Here is a 14,330-nt window from a genome sequence, read left to right as displayed (position 1 = left end):
AACTTATATTATACGAATTCAACTTAGGAGGAACTAACCATGAAACATACTCAACTGAAACCATTTCCTAAAGATTTTTTCTGGGGAGGTTCAACCTCTGCCTATCAGATTGAGGGAGCCTGGAATGAAGATGGTAAAGGCCCTTCTGTCATCGACATGGGGAATCATGTGGAAGGCGTAACCGACTTCAAGGTAACCAGTGATCACTATCATATGTACAAAGAAGATGTGGCGTTGCTCGCCGAAATGGGCTTTAAAGCCTACCGCTTCTCCATCGCATGGACACGCATCTATCCGCAAGGAGCAGGTGAAGTGAATCCGAAGGGCCTCGCCTTTTACGATTCCCTCATTAATGAGTTAATTAAATACGGTATTGAACCCATTGTGACGATGTATCACTTCGATCTTCCTTATGCGCTTGAAGAAAAAGGCGGCTGGTCCAACCGTGCAACAATTGATGCTTTTGAACAATATGCCAAGACTCTTTATGAGAATTACGGAGATCGGGTTAAATATTGGCTGACCATCAATGAACAAAATATGCTAATCCTGCATCCTGGCTCTCTGGGTACACTGGATACAACACTAGTTGATCCGCAAAAAACACTGTATCAACAAAATCACCATATGCTGGTTGCTCAAGCTAAAGCCATGGTCCTGTGTCATGATATGCTGCCTGAAGCCAAGATTGGCCCAGCGCCCAATATCGGTGTAATTTACCCGGCGAGTTCCAAACCCGAAGACACACTCGCGGCTGATAACTATGCTGCCATTCGCAACTGGCTCTATCTCGATATGGCGGTATATGGACGTTATAATCATATTGCCTGGAGTTATCTCGAAGAGAAAGGATATACTCCCATCATTGAAGACGGAGATATGGACATCCTGGCTCAAGGAAACCCTGACTTTATTGCGTTTAACTACTACACTTCCCAGACGGTTGGTGAAAGTCTGAACGACGGCAATGACTTCTCTCATACAGGAGACCAGCATGAAATCGTAGGTGAACCGGGCGCATATAGAGGATCTGTGAATCCCAATCTGCAAAAAACGGAGTTTGGCTGGGAAATTGATCCGGTGGGCTTCCGCTCTACCCTGCGCCAAATCTACTCTCGTTATCATCTGCCATTGATTGTTACGGAAAACGGTCTGGGTGCCTTCGATAAACTCGAGGAAGGCGACGTGGTTAACGATCCATATCGTATTGAATTCTTCAATAAACATATCGAACAGATTCAACTAGCGATCACGGACGGCGTGGATGTGTTTGGCTTCTGCCCTTGGTCTGCGATCGATCTGGTTAGCACACATCAAGGATCAAGCAAACGTTATGGCTTCATCTATGTGGATCGTGAGGAATTCGATATTAAGGAATTGAGACGTATCCGCAAACAGAGTTTCCACTGGTATCAAAAACTGATTGAAACGAATGGAGAAATTCGTTAATACACGCACTAATAAAAAAGTCGACTGCACATGAAACATGTGTAGTCGACTTTTTTGGTGTTGATGCATTGATATGGATGCTTTCTTTTCCAATTATAAAATTACATTTCAGCCTTCGGTTGTTTTACCGCTTTGGCCCCTCTGAGTACTCGCAGGGATAACAGGAAACAGATCGCCAGAACGGCAGCTGCCGAAACATAAGGATAGTTAATATTCACATCGAACAGTGCTCCAGCTACGATTGGACCTGCGATATTCCCCAAACTGGTATACGCCGAGTTCAGTCCGGCCACAAAGCCCTGTTGTTCTTGTGCCAGTTTGGACATCTGTGTACTGATCGCCGGACGTAAAATATCCATACCCAGAAAGACGATAAACGTTACGACGAGAATCATCCAGTACGTACTTACAAACAAGGTCAACAGTACAAATACGGCTACAAATAACAGACAGACCGAAATGACCATCTTTTCACCAAACCGGTTGAGCAACCAACCGATCAGAGATACTTGCACAACTGCACCCGCGATGGAACCAAAAGTAATAATAAATGCAATGTCTTTGGTCGTGAAGCCAAATTTGTGATCCACAAATAGTGAAAATACCGTCTCATAGTTCGCCAGACCAAATGCCATAACAAACACGATAATCAAGCTGAAAAAGTACGGTTCACGATATGAATTGAGCAATTGGGATACCATACCCGGAGCTTTGACCTTCTCTGCGCCAGCTACAGGTTTAGTTTGCTCTCCTGTGCTTCGCGTGGATTCAGGCAAAATAATCAATGTGATAATTGATGCCAGCAACCCGGCAACCCCTGCGGCGTAGAACGGAATTCGAATGCCAAAGTCTGCGATGTATCCACCAATTCCCGGGCCGATGATAAATCCGGTTGTAATCGCTGCATTAATTAATCCCATACCTTTGCCGCGTTCTTCCTCTGTTGTAATATCTGCGGTGTAAGCCATAACCGCCGGGAAGATCATCGCCGCACCAATACCACCAAGCATCCGGGCTGCGAAGAGCAGCACTGGTGCGTTGACCGCACCAAACATAAACTCGGATACGGCAAAGATCAGCATGCCGCCAACGATAATTTTTTTACGTCCCCATGTATCCGACCATCGACCCGCAAGCGGAGAGAATAGAAACTGGGTGAAGGAAAATGCCGCTACCAGCAATCCAACTGTGAATCCGGTGATATGCAGTAGATCCATATACGCAGGCATGATCGGAACAACCAGACCAATACCTGTAAAAACGAGAAAAATATTAAACATTAACAGCAGCAGTGCGCCCCTGTTCCGTGTTAGTAATGCCATGATTCCATCCTCCGTAGTTGTCAAAATGTTGCTTAAGCTTTATCTTTTGCAATCCCGTGCAAGAATACACTGGCAGCTTGGCGGTATAACGCAAGAGCCTGATCAGGCTCCATCCCCCGTGACATCTGACTAAGACCAATAATGGTACTTTCCAATATCAGTGCGAGATTATCTACATTGTCTGCTTTGAACTCACCGCTCTCAATGCCTTGCTCTATCATTTGTTTATTAAATTGAATATGCCGCTCAAACATTAAGGAGATCCGCTCCTCAATATCATTTTCTTTCTTTTCCCCTGTGAAGAACTCATCAGCTGCCTTCGTCAGCGGGTGATTCATATCATCCAGAACTAATTGTTCCGCCAAACCATAAACCTTCTCCGTGGAGGTGCGATAGAGATGTTCTTTAGCCGCCCAGCTCTCTTCCCACTCCCGGTCCCACTCATCGATTAGATAGAGGAACAGACCTTCCTTACTTTTAAAATGGTAATATATATTGCCTTTGCTGCTGCCCGTCGCAGCTACAATATCCTCAATGGACGTTGCTTTATAACCTTTTTGTACAAAAAGGGCTTTGGAAGCATCCGCAAGTTTCTTCTTGGTCTGCTCGGTTTGAAGTTGCTTTTTATTCATACTCATTCCATTTCACTCCGTCCCATGCATACTGAACATTCGTTCTGTATTTTAACAGATGCACCCAATATAAGCAATGAAAAAGGAGAATTGGCACGCATGCCCACTCTCCCTCCACAATCATTTCACTTTTTTACCTTTACCATGCAATATTTTTAGTTGACCATTCTCATAACCCAACTGATACTCGACCCGATATTGCGATATTATATATTCCCCATCTTTGCGTTCATTTGCTGTAATCATTGCCTTCACTTCCATCTCGTCATCGCCTTTATTGACTGAGGATACCTCACTGATGGTCACCTCACTTGTATTCAGATATCCTTCTCTGAACTTGGCATATGTTGTAGCACTCTGCCACTCGCTTCCGAGCAGTGCATAAGCGGTGACATAATCACTCAGATTAAGGCTTGTATAAAAGTCCGTTACAATTCCTTCTGCTTGCAATGTCTTAGTGGCTGAACCCAGGTGAGTATCTCCAACCGTCCGCACCGACGTTGTGCCAGAAGGATTTTTGGACCACGCCTGCACCTGCTTGAGCACACTAGTCATAGGGATGCTGAATCCTATTCCCCCCTCCTGCTCCACGACCGCCGAATTAATGCCGATCACTTCACCAGTCTCCGCACTAATGAGTGGTCCACCACTGTTGCCATGGGTTATTGGTGCCGAGATCTGATAGAGGTTACTATAGATGTAAGGCGCTATTTCAAAGCTACGCCCCAATCCACTGATGATTCCGGTTGTTACGGTGTTCTCTAGCCCAAGTGGACTACCCAATGCCAGAATCTCGTCTCCGGTCTCAGCTTTGGATTTGGCGATGATTAACGGCTTAACTTTTTTCAAATCAGGAACCCTGACTACAGCTACGTCTGTTTCATTCCCAATACCAATAACCGTCCCCTTATATTCCTCATGGTTCAAGGTCCGAATAGTTACTTCATTCGCCCCCTCCACCACATGTGCATTGGTCACGACATCTCCCTGATCATTGTAGAGAAAACCGGAGCCCAATCCGCTGCTACTCTCGATCGTTACAACTTTCTTCTGGCTTTCTTCTATAATCTGTTTGCGTGTCTTCTTCACAGGTTGCTTGGAGGCAGTCGTCGCTGCCGCATTTTCCGTTTCCTTCGCGGCAACAACTGCCAGTCTGGGCCCATCCTGCAACTGATCTGCTGAATGCTGGTGTATCCAGAACACGCCTCCTGCTCCAGCACCAATGATAATAGCACTGGATATGATCGTACTCCATGTTCGTTTGGTCATTCCAACCTGTCCTCCTATTCGAGATACCACGTTGCATTCACAACAGAGATTTCCGCTTCCTCGTACACACCATAATAATAGGTTTCAAAAACACCTTCTTCCCCCACATCCAGCCAGCTTGGATACACATCTGCATAAGTTTGGCCCAGGTATATACCGTCTATATTATAAATATCAATTAAAACTGTAACGGAAGAGATCGGACGAGTTGCATTATTGATCAATGAACCGCTAATATAAAGATCCCCGTACATATCAAGCGTCGCATCAACGTTCACGACACTTACTGCCGCCGTTCGATTCATCAGATCTTCTTCTGCAGCCTGTTGCTCCGCCAGTTGAATCCGATCCGCTTCCGCTTTTTCAAATGCCTTTTTTTCACTGAGCACCCGTTCACGATACGAAGTCAGTTTTTCATTTTCCGGCGCATAGGATAATCCCTGGTCGACCGTTTGTAACGCAATTGTGAAATTCTTTTGCTTTACTTGCTGTTCCGCCTCTTTATAACTTATGCTTGCGAGCTTGTCGACAATTTGCTTCTCTACTGTCTCAGCTTCCTTGCCTTTCAAGTCTGATATGGTGTCCAACTTCTCGGCTAGTGCCTCAATTGTTGTCAAACTGTCGATTTCCTTTTTCACCTTCAATACGGCCAGCGTTACCTTTCTGTTGTTGAATGCGGCACGAACTTTGGCAAAAACAGGTTCTTCCCGCTCCATCAACGCTTTGGCTACAGCCTGAATGGTCTTGTCTCCTGCGGACAGCTTTCCTGTCTTCAGACTTGTGGACGCCTCATCCAACTGATTCATCATGTTGAACGCCTTCGCCGTAATTTGCCGATCCTGTATAAGTGCATCATAGTTCGGTCGTTTCGTTAGAGCGCTGTCCAGCAGTTGGAGAGCCTCTTTATATTTTCCCTCTAGTGCAGCCTGTTCCGCCTGTTGGTGCAGTGATTTAACCTCTGCATTTATACCTGTTTCCTGCTTGTAATAATACGTTAGCAAAGCTCCTACAACTACTGCCAGAAGTATGGGAATAATCCAGCTAAATGCAAGACCTTGTCCCGTATTTCCCTGTTTGGAAGCCGGTTGCTGCTGACGGGACAACGAATCAAGTGCTTTTTGCGTTCCTTTATCCATGTCTATGGCTGTTTCTGCCCAGATCTGCTCCTCTGTAGAGCTTGGTTCTTTCAATTTGGTACTACACTTTCTGCACGTGTTATCCGCCGGACTGTTTTTGGTCCCACATACATGACAATACACCCTGATCCCTCCACTTAAGAACATATGTATACTTCGCTTTCCCGGGGTTCGCCTATCGCATCAATTGCTAAAAAACACCAACATGAATCGATATTTATCATATAGTAAAAAGGAATATTACACCATATATTCTGTAGATCTCATGTTTAAACGAGTCATACTGGATGCAAAAGAACCTTCCTATTAATCTAGGAAGGCTCTAGTTATTTTCAGTTTATTACTCGGAAGGAAAAGCGCTGAGATCCATATAGGAAACTTCCCACAGGTGATCATCCAGATCCTGAAAACTCCATCCGTACATAAATCCGTGATCCTGTGGTTCGTTGGATGGCTTCCCTCCTGCATCGAGGGCAGCTTGTACAATCACATCTACCTGCTCACGGCTATCTACAGACAGGGCAACGATGACTTCGGTTGTATCGGCGGCATTGGAGATTTTTTTCGAAATGAAGGATTGGAAACGTTCCTCCACCAGAAGCATGGCGTAAATATTTTCCCCGATGATCATACAAGTAGCAGACTCGTCCGTAAAATTGGCGTCAAACTCAAATCCCACCTTTGTAAAAAACTCAACGGATTTCTTCAAATCTTGAACAGGTAAATTGACAAAAATCTGCTTAGCACGAATAGCCACCATTGATCACCTCGAACTCATAGAATACATTCCACCTCAAAATAACACCTCGCGAATACGCTGTCAATTGAATATAATGGAGACATTCCAACTTGTGAGGTGACACGGATGTTGCTCCGTATTGTTCGAAGTAATTAGTCGTCGGGCTGGGTCAAAACGCGTACCAGCTATCAAGGGACACGTCTGTCCATTTGATCCTATTCGACCATTTACATTAGAACGATTTGGCACAACTCTCTTGTCCTGTTCAAACAAACTCACATTGGAGGAATATGAAAATGAAAAACAAAATAGATTACGCTGACTTTTATGAACGCGTAGGCCGGACGAATGGCTGGAACTTCAGCTCCATGAACGTTGTCTCGGAGAACATCGGATGGAACTTCTATGAGGAAGTTGTTCGCCATACGCGATCGTCCGATCTGTTGCTGGATATTGGAACAGGTGGTGGAGAAGCCATTCTGTCCATTGCGGAAGAAACTTTATTGCTGGTGGGAATTGATCTCGCTCAAGGAATGATTGAGACCGCACAGCATAATCTTCAGGCTACGGGCGGTCATTCCAATGTACGCTTTCTTCATATGGACGCAGAAAAACTGGATTTTCCAGATTGTTTCTTTAATGTGGTATCTTCCAGACACTCAAGATTCTCTGCTTCAGAAGTATTTAGGGTTCTTGCTCAGGGTGGAGTATTTCTAACCCAGCAGGTCAGCGAACATGATAAATCCAACCTTTCAGAAGCTTTTGGCCGTGGACAGAGTCTTGGCATTCAACCTGGCACATTGATGGAACGATACAAGCATGAACTTCAAAGAGCAGGTTTCCATGACATTCAGGCCCGTGAATATAATGTGGTGGAGCATTACGCTACACCTGAAGATTTGATGTTTCTCCTAACCCATGCACCCATCATTCCTGATTTCGGAAAGGTAGACACTGACTTCGAGCGATTCCAGCAGTTTGTGAATGAACATCACGACGAGAAGGGCATTCGTACCAACTCGGCACGCTTCATGATCACTGCAAGGAAATAAATGATCCCATATTGAATAAAATGAAACTAAAAAAGACCCAGTCTCATGTTCGAACTATAAAGTGTACCCTTTGTAAAGGACATTTTGAAAAAAACTAGGCAACTTGTTGAAGCTGCTGTCTGTATTTTACAGGCGGCAGCTTTTTCAAATTCCATTGCCCTCGATAATGATTGTAGTACGTCATATAACTCTTAATTTCTCGTTTTACTTCTTCTAATGTTTCGCATTCTTTGATATTCGTTTCATCCTTAAAATGCCCAAAGAACGATTCTTGGGGAGCATTATCCCAACAATTTCCTCGACGTGACATGGATTGTCTTAATCCCATTTTCTTCACTACGGATTGGAATTGTGGATTCGTATAATGAAAGCCTTGATCGGAATGGATCAACGCATCTTTGGTTAAATGGCGATGCTTCTGTAATTTACGAAGCGTGTTTAGCGCAATTCCTATACTTAACGAAGAAGAAACTTCATACGCTAAAATTTCATTCGTCTGTGCGTCTTTAATCGTCGATAAATACGCACGTTTATTGCCTTTGTACGTTAAATATGTGATATCGGTTAATAACACCTTTCCCGCCTCGCCTGGCTTAAAATTGCGCTGTAATTCGTTTGGACATGTGCGATGTTCTTTCGTTGCTTTTGCCATTCTACGGGCTGGATTAGCCTTTCGAATGGGACAGATGATCTCAAATTTCTTCATGATCCGGCGAATCCGCTTCAAGTTGTACGTCACTTTGTACTGATTTTCTAACGTCATTTTGATTTGGCGTGCTCCTTTTTTTCGTCCACGAAAATGATACGCCTTTAAAATAATTCCCTTTACAATCTCATCTGTTTTGGCTTTAGCTACACGCTTCTGCACTGATTTTTTAGAGAAGTAATTGTAGTATCCAGAACGTGATACTTCCATAACAGCGCATAGATAGCTGATTAACCGTTTCATTTTATACGTTCTGCTCGTCCGATAAATGAGTTCAAACTTCAGCTCTGGTGCCACTTTTATTTCTTCTTCAACATCTGCCTTTCGAGTAGATCGAGTTTTTTTAGCAGTTCATTTTCCGCTCGTAACAATTGATTTTTTGCTTCTAATCGTTCAATCTTTTGTTCTAATGTTAATTCACGTTCCGAAGGGCGACCTGAATTCGTTTTACGTGTATCCTGTAAGCCCTCTACACCTGCTTCACGATACGAAGCACGCCAACGTTTTGCGCAAGAACGAACACGCTCCAAACCAATACATTCAACATCTAAGCCCGCTGCCTCAAAAATATCTCGTGGCAGTTTCCCCTGTTCATTTTGAGCAATGAAATGGCGCTTAAATTCATCTGTGTACGTAATCGCCTTTTCACTAACAGCAATTACATTTGGATTCCGTTTTAGCAGTTCTTGTTCTTTCTTTGTCAGCAATCTTTTCGTCATAACATTTCCGCTCCAACCTCTTTTTTTTCATTATAAACAAAATACCCTATAAGATGGGCTTTTTTCAAAGTGTCCATCTTATAGGGTACATTTTACTATAACATGGTGACCGGGTCTTTTTATGATGTTTGCGAGGCTATATATTAAATCGGATTTACTGCGTAATCTCCAACTTTTCCAAAAAAGGCTTTAATTTATCCACGACATAGTGGCTTCCACCTCGGCCGTTCACCTCTTCAATTACAGCGGATAACAGGAAGGTCGGAGAGTCGGTATCAAACACTACGAAGAATCCGTTTTCCTGCCCCTTCTCTCCCTTCTTCGCTTTCAGTTCCGCTGTTCCCGTCTTGCCCGCGAGTCCTCCAGGAATTGAATTCAAGGTATGGGCGGTGCCTCCCTGCCGGGAAACAACTTCTCCCAAAGCATCCTTAACCGTATTTGCGGCTTCCGGAGTAATGATTACCTCAGGGTCAGTGCTTTCTTTTCCCTCGATCAGAACAGGTTTCACCAGTTTCCCTTCATTAATAAAAGGTGTAAATGACGACGCCAGATGTATCGGGGACATTAACATCTCCCCTTGCCCGTAGGACGTATCAGCGAGTAATACCTCGGAAGACAGATCCAGATGTGCTTCGTTGGCATATTGGCTTGGCTTCAGATACAGTTCATCCAGTCCAAAGTTATCGCCAAAACCAAACTTCTGGATCCCATCAATAAACTTGGCGCTGCCCATCTCGATCGCTTCCATGGCAAAGTAAATATTGTCAGAGTACACCAGAGCATCGACCATATTTACTGGAGATAAACTCTTCACACGCTTGACATAATAACCACCCCAGCTATCGTCTTTACGCCATTGCAAGCCAGAGATATCATGGGTTTTGTCCGCTGTGGTTACCTTCTCCACCAGTCCCGCCGCCGCTGTAATCGCTTTGAAGGTTGATCCCGGAGCATACCGGGTAGTGACTCTGTTGATAAAAGGAAGCTTCTCATTCGCCGAATAAGCATCCCACTCTGCCTGCGTAAGTCCTGTAACCATCTTGTTCGGGTTATAGGAAGGCGCACTGACCAACGCCAACAGGTTGCCGTCCGTCGGATTCATCAGAACCATTGCACCGGCATCTCCACCACTGGATAATGTCTGATACAATTTCTTTTGTTGTTTGGAGCTAATCGTCAGTTGAACATTCTGTCCATCTACAGCATCCTTACGAATAAGCTCAGAACGGGAGTTACCGGATTCATCTGTGATTTCAATCAGACCACCACGTTCACCACGCAGCTGCTTCTCCATGGACTGCTCCAAACCCGCTTTGCCAATCCAATCTTCTGCGCGATAATATCCTTCCGTATCCTTATCCAGATCTTCCTTGGTGGCTTTGCGCACGTATCCAATCAGGTGCGCAGCCGCCTCGCCGAGTGGATAATAACGGATTTCCTTCCTTTGCATCGTAACCCCGCTTAAAGATTCTGGAACGTCAAACTCCTCCGTTGAACCAATCGGGACAAAATACTCCGGCTTCACCCATGTCTGCGCAAGCGCCTTATGAATGGCATCTTCCGAAACCTGATAATGGCTCGCGATTCGGGTAATCATCTGGTCCGGGTTATCACCAAGTTTCTCAAGTACAATGCCCCATTCATTCATCGTGCCCTTGGTAGCGAGCGGCAAACCATCACGATCCACAATGTCTCCACGATCCGGGAACAGTGTCCTCACTCGTACCTTACTGCCCTTAACCATGTCATTCAGGATCAGTGAAGGCTGCCAGTTAATTTTCCAGTTTTTTCGCCCGTCCTCAAGCTCCTGCCGGACCAGTTTTAATGTATGCGTCTCACTGACTTCACCCAAAAAAGTTGTCAGTTGCAGGTTGTAATCCACCTCATACGTATCCGGGTTTTGTTTCTCTGCATCGGTCTTACTGCCATCGGAAGCCGTTTCGTCAACCTCCACAGGTTTAACCTCCGCCTTGACGGTGGATACTTCCATACCCGAATAGATCGCATTGTATTTCTCAACAAATTGTTCCTTGTTCATGCCCGACTCTTGCAGCGAAGCAGGTGTCATCAAGGTGTACAACTGGTCAAATTCTTTTTTTTGCAGATGCTCTATGTATTGATTCACGGTAGTCTGGGGCTTGGCCTCTGCTTCTTTGTTATTCTGCATGTATAGATACATTCCGATTCCACCTGCAAACAAGATGGGCAGCAGTCCGTACATTAATTTACGTTTGGATTTCATGGTTACATCACCTCTAATATACACTATAGATTTCCAGAGCCATTTAAACAATGAAACAAATCTGACGAATTTATCATTAAAAATAGCCGAAAGCTCACATAATATGTTTAAATAAGGATAGTGAGATTACATACTAAAGCTTTTTTGCTATGCAAAAGGCTGAAAAGGAGCCCGATGATGGAAATCAGCTATTTTTTACTCCCCAAAGCCGAAGTGGCCTATATCAAGTCTACCGCTTCCATGAAAGATGCTATTGAGCAATTGGAATCGCAACACTACACCGCCATTCCCGTGATTGACCAGGATGGAAAATATGTTGCGACCCTGTCCGAAGGCGATTTGTTATGGAAAATGCGAAATACACCCGGATTGACTTTTGATACGATGGATCAGGTTCAGGTCCATGAGATTAACAATCGGGTATATAATGAATGTGTATTCATTGAGGCTGAAATGGAGGATATGCTGACACTTGCAGCAGACCAAAATTTTGTGCCCGTGGTGGATGTCGATCGTGTCTTCCTCGGTATTATCCGTCGTAAGGATATTATTGAATACTATACGCGTAACATTTCGGATTAGATGAAGCCAAACATCCCGTAATAATCGAAAGGGTACTCCTGTGGTCATATTTTGGCCAAACCGGGGTACCCTTTTTGTTTCATGGTCTGGTCGGAATCACTCTACTTGCGCTTAGCCCGCTCTTCAATGTAATAACTCAACACGTCCCTCGGGCTTCCCTGAAATGCACGCTCTCTGCCGAACTCATACGCCTGATGCAGATACGAATACGCCTCGTCATGCTGTTCAAGTCTCATGCAGATCATACCGAGATCGATCAACGGACTTGTACTTCTATCCGAACTCCGCGTACTTAACGATATCTCAGCCCACGGCTTCGCCAGTCCATACTGCTTCAGATCGATATGTGCATTCGCATGACAGGATGCAATCCAGCTTGCAATCTCCCATTCCATCTTCGGCTCGGGCAACATGCCCCATGCCTGATCATAATAGATAAGTGCTTGTTCATGCTGCTGCGTCTCATCCAGCATATTACCGGCTTCTACCGTTTCTACAATTTGTCGCTCCAGTTCGACATGTTCCGGTGTTAGATCTTTCATTGCACCGTATCCTCCTCTAGAACGAAATACCACTCCAGAAAAGCATTGAAATCAGCCCACTGCGGCTCACTCTCACCATTAAGAAACCGTTCAATCGATTCGCCCAGTTCCACCAGCACCACTTCTCCCGTCTGACGGTTGTAGAAAAATCCACCTTCACCTTCAAAACTGTCCAGTGGAATATACGCCTCGGGAAGTCCCAGTGTAAGCTGTGCTACATTCATGTCTTCCATATACACGGTGTTCTCCATAAACCAGCAGATCTGATACAACTCCTGATGCCTGCTGTAGAAAGTTGGTCCATCCTCTGCATGTAAATAAAATTGTGCAAAATCCGATTGAAGATCAATTCCAAGCTTCCGCAATGCTTCTTCGTAGGCTGCTGGAACATCTTCATGCCACCAGCCTTGCTCCTGGCAATGATCAATCACTTTATTGGATAACATCGCAGACCTCCTAATTCAATTTTGCTCACACAGATTTTACAGGTATCCAGACTTGGGGAGGTGTGCCGTGACCTCTGTACACTTCAAGTTCTGGAATCCCTACATGCTGATATGAAGTGGAAGGAAACCACTCTGTCATAATATAGTGCCACAACCGTTGTATCGCCTCCGGCTTTAATTCATCCCACCAGACCGGGAATAGCTCCGTTATTGAACCCGTTTAAAAGTTCCTCAATGCCGTCTGCCAAAGCATCCTGCCACATCTTAGGAATTTCTCTTAAATTCTCTCCACCCACACAAGAGAACGTTCGTTTGATGCCCACAAAGGTAAGGGACTGTTGTTCGATCACATTATCATTCACATTCATTAGATGGACTCCTCTCCGAGAGCGATACGGGGCACGGTTCTCCATGACCCATTCATGAAGACATTGTTCCATACACGATATATACCTCCGATATGTCCTACAGTTACTGTATCAAAAGAGTAAGTATATTGGAAATAGTGCCAGTACTCCTGTTCATATGAAAGTAGCAGCAACAGAAGTAGACGTGCGATTCATGACTTAAAGAATACTTACCTACCATTCGTTCCTGCTCGATGTTGGGAGATAGACATACTGGGTTCGTCCCGTCCTTCATTTCCTTATTCTGGTGCAACTTTATTGTTACTCGTTCGTCTAACTACTGATTAAATCTAAAGGAGATGACTATGCGAATAACTTGCAGCCCCGGTTTCCCAGGAAGCATGATTGGATCGATTGATCTTCAGCCATCGAAGTATTACAGCGCACCATCCATGAACAGCAAGATCACAGATTATGTTGACCCCGAACTCGTTACCATTCCCTATGTGGAAGATCCGGAATTCGGATCACACTTTGAGGCCATGAAGGTCATGAACGGAACTTATAAAGATGAAATGCATGTGAGCTATGATGTCGAATTTACCATTGATGTAGATAAAAAAGGTTATATTACGCAATTCGAGCATACGTTCCAGCTGGAACGTTATCTGGATCTGGTTCGCACAAAGTCCTATAAAGTGATCAAGACAAACTGGTGCGGACAAGTATTTCACGTGATGACGTACAGTTACCTGGAGGAAGTCATTCATCCGAAAAATGTCCTTTTTAAATGTAACCTCGCAGAAGACGTTTTTGTGGTAGCTGAACTTGTCTCCAATCGCTCAGATGAAAGTGCAACTGAGCACGGTATCAGGGATCTTCATTTCCGTGCATTAATCTCGGCACGAGATGATCTGTACCCATTAGATTATATGTGTGAACCTGATTTCGACCTGAGTCTCGACTAAAAAGTAGATACATATGTAGAAAGAGCATAAGCTGTCCCCAATCAGCGGGGTGGCCTGTGCTCTTTTTTTAACAAATGAACCACCAACTCCCTAATTTAAACATCCTCCTTCACATGCTCGGCCTTATGCTCTCATGCCTGGCTCTAAGCAAAACCAGCTGTAATGTCGATGAATATACC

15 protein-coding genes are annotated in these 14,330 nt (G+C 44.5%); 4 read left to right on the top strand and 11 right to left on the bottom strand.

Annotation, left to right across the window (positions count from 1 at the left end; all coding sequences use genetic code 11):
* Positions 1 to 39 precede the first annotated feature (39 nt).
* The gene (locus MHH92_RS04400; RefSeq protein ID WP_336765373.1) at positions 40 to 1,449 is read left to right on the top strand and encodes a glycoside hydrolase family 1 protein; all 1,410 of its coding nucleotides are present in this window, start codon (positions 40 to 42) and stop codon (positions 1,447 to 1,449) included.
* A 101-nt stretch (positions 1,450 to 1,550) separates the two neighbouring features.
* Here the strand turns inward: MHH92_RS04400 and MHH92_RS04395 are convergent, their stop codons facing one another.
* The 5 genes from MHH92_RS04395 to MHH92_RS04375 all read right to left on the bottom strand — a co-directional run bounded on the left by MHH92_RS04395 (position 1,551) and on the right by MHH92_RS04375 (position 6,565).
* A complete protein-coding gene (locus tag MHH92_RS04395) occupies positions 1,551 to 2,771 on the bottom strand; it encodes an MFS transporter (RefSeq protein ID WP_101314786.1) in 1,221 nt (406 codons plus the stop codon).
* 32 nt (positions 2,772 to 2,803) lie between these two features.
* The gene (locus MHH92_RS04390; protein ID WP_340907623.1) at positions 2,804 to 3,403 is read right to left on the bottom strand and encodes a TetR family transcriptional regulator C-terminal domain-containing protein; all 600 of its coding nucleotides are present in this window, start codon (positions 3,401 to 3,403) and stop codon (positions 2,804 to 2,806) included.
* Between the two features lie 120 nt (positions 3,404 to 3,523).
* Entirely contained in the window at positions 3,524 to 4,672 is a 1,149-nt protein-coding gene (locus tag MHH92_RS04385) for a S1C family serine protease (protein ID WP_340902194.1), read from the bottom strand.
* Positions 4,673 to 4,686: 14 nt separating this feature from the next.
* Positions 4,687 to 5,931 (bottom strand): FxLYD domain-containing protein, encoded by a 1,245-nt coding sequence (locus MHH92_RS04380; RefSeq protein ID WP_340902191.1) that lies wholly within the window; start codon positions 5,929 to 5,931, stop codon positions 4,687 to 4,689.
* Between the two features lie 217 nt (positions 5,932 to 6,148).
* Entirely contained in the window at positions 6,149 to 6,565 is a 417-nt protein-coding gene (locus MHH92_RS04375; protein ID WP_047840603.1) for a VOC family protein, read from the bottom strand.
* Positions 6,566 to 6,843: 278 nt separating this feature from the next.
* Here MHH92_RS04375 and MHH92_RS04370 point away from each other — a divergent pair, with 278 nt between their 5' ends.
* On the top strand, positions 6,844 to 7,599 hold the full coding sequence (locus tag MHH92_RS04370) for a class I SAM-dependent methyltransferase (protein WP_047840580.1): 756 nt from the start codon (positions 6,844 to 6,846) through the stop codon (positions 7,597 to 7,599).
* Between the two features lie 94 nt (positions 7,600 to 7,693).
* Here the strand turns inward: MHH92_RS04370 and MHH92_RS04365 are convergent.
* Positions 7,694 to 9,024, bottom strand: a protein-coding gene (locus MHH92_RS04365) for an IS3 family transposase (RefSeq protein WP_340902187.1) whose coding sequence is annotated in 2 segments (ribosomal slippage) — positions 7,694 to 8,643 and positions 8,643 to 9,024 — 1,332 coding nt in all. Because the reading frame shifts where the segments join, the coding sequence is not laid out codon by codon here.
* Between the two features lie 154 nt (positions 9,025 to 9,178).
* Positions 9,179 to 11,266 carry a penicillin-binding protein PBP4(5) gene (gene pbp4, locus MHH92_RS04360; protein WP_340902186.1) on the bottom strand — a complete coding sequence of 696 codons (2,088 nt, stop codon included), beginning with the start codon at positions 11,264 to 11,266 and terminating at the stop codon, positions 9,179 to 9,181.
* 177 nt (positions 11,267 to 11,443) lie between these two features.
* On the opposite strand from pbp4, the gene MHH92_RS04355 reads away from it, so the two are divergent.
* Positions 11,444 to 11,848: a CBS domain-containing protein gene (locus MHH92_RS04355; protein WP_047840578.1), complete on the top strand. Its 405-nt coding sequence runs from the start codon at positions 11,444 to 11,446 to the stop codon at positions 11,846 to 11,848.
* Positions 11,849 to 11,949: 101 nt separating this feature from the next.
* On the opposite strand, the gene MHH92_RS04350 is transcribed toward MHH92_RS04355, so the two are convergent.
* Genes MHH92_RS04350 through MHH92_RS04340 form a run of 4 tightly spaced genes read right to left on the bottom strand, consistent with a single transcriptional unit; the run spans position 11,950 to position 13,204 of the window.
* Complete coding sequence (locus MHH92_RS04350; RefSeq protein ID WP_340902184.1) at positions 11,950 to 12,390, bottom strand: hypothetical protein; 441 nt, start codon at positions 12,388 to 12,390, stop codon at positions 11,950 to 11,952.
* Positions 12,387 to 12,836, bottom strand: a complete 450-nt coding sequence (locus MHH92_RS04345) for an SMI1/KNR4 family protein (protein WP_047840576.1) — start codon at positions 12,834 to 12,836, stop codon at positions 12,387 to 12,389. The genes MHH92_RS04350 and MHH92_RS04345 overlap by 4 nt, the downstream gene beginning before the upstream one ends.
* Positions 12,837 to 12,861: 25 nt before the next feature.
* Complete coding sequence (locus tag MHH92_RS30560; RefSeq protein WP_445744698.1) at positions 12,862 to 12,975, bottom strand: hypothetical protein; 114 nt, start codon at positions 12,973 to 12,975, stop codon at positions 12,862 to 12,864.
* A gap of 40 nt (positions 12,976 to 13,015) precedes the next feature.
* Positions 13,016 to 13,204: a GyrI-like domain-containing protein gene (locus MHH92_RS04340; protein WP_340902181.1), complete on the bottom strand. Its 189-nt coding sequence runs from the start codon at positions 13,202 to 13,204 to the stop codon at positions 13,016 to 13,018.
* Between the two features lie 344 nt (positions 13,205 to 13,548).
* Between MHH92_RS04340 and MHH92_RS04335 the strand changes: the two genes are divergently transcribed.
* The gene (locus MHH92_RS04335) at positions 13,549 to 14,151 is read left to right on the top strand and encodes a hypothetical protein (RefSeq protein ID WP_340902179.1); all 603 of its coding nucleotides are present in this window, start codon (positions 13,549 to 13,551) and stop codon (positions 14,149 to 14,151) included.
* Positions 14,152 to 14,330: the final 179 nt, after the last annotated feature.

This window comes from Paenibacillus sp. FSL M7-1414 (assembly GCF_038003195.1).
GTDB classification, from domain to species: domain Bacteria; phylum Bacillota; class Bacilli; order Paenibacillales; family Paenibacillaceae; genus Paenibacillus; species Paenibacillus amylolyticus.
The sequence above is the reverse complement of the archived record's forward strand: the minus strand, read 5'-3'. Positions and strand labels throughout refer to the sequence as shown.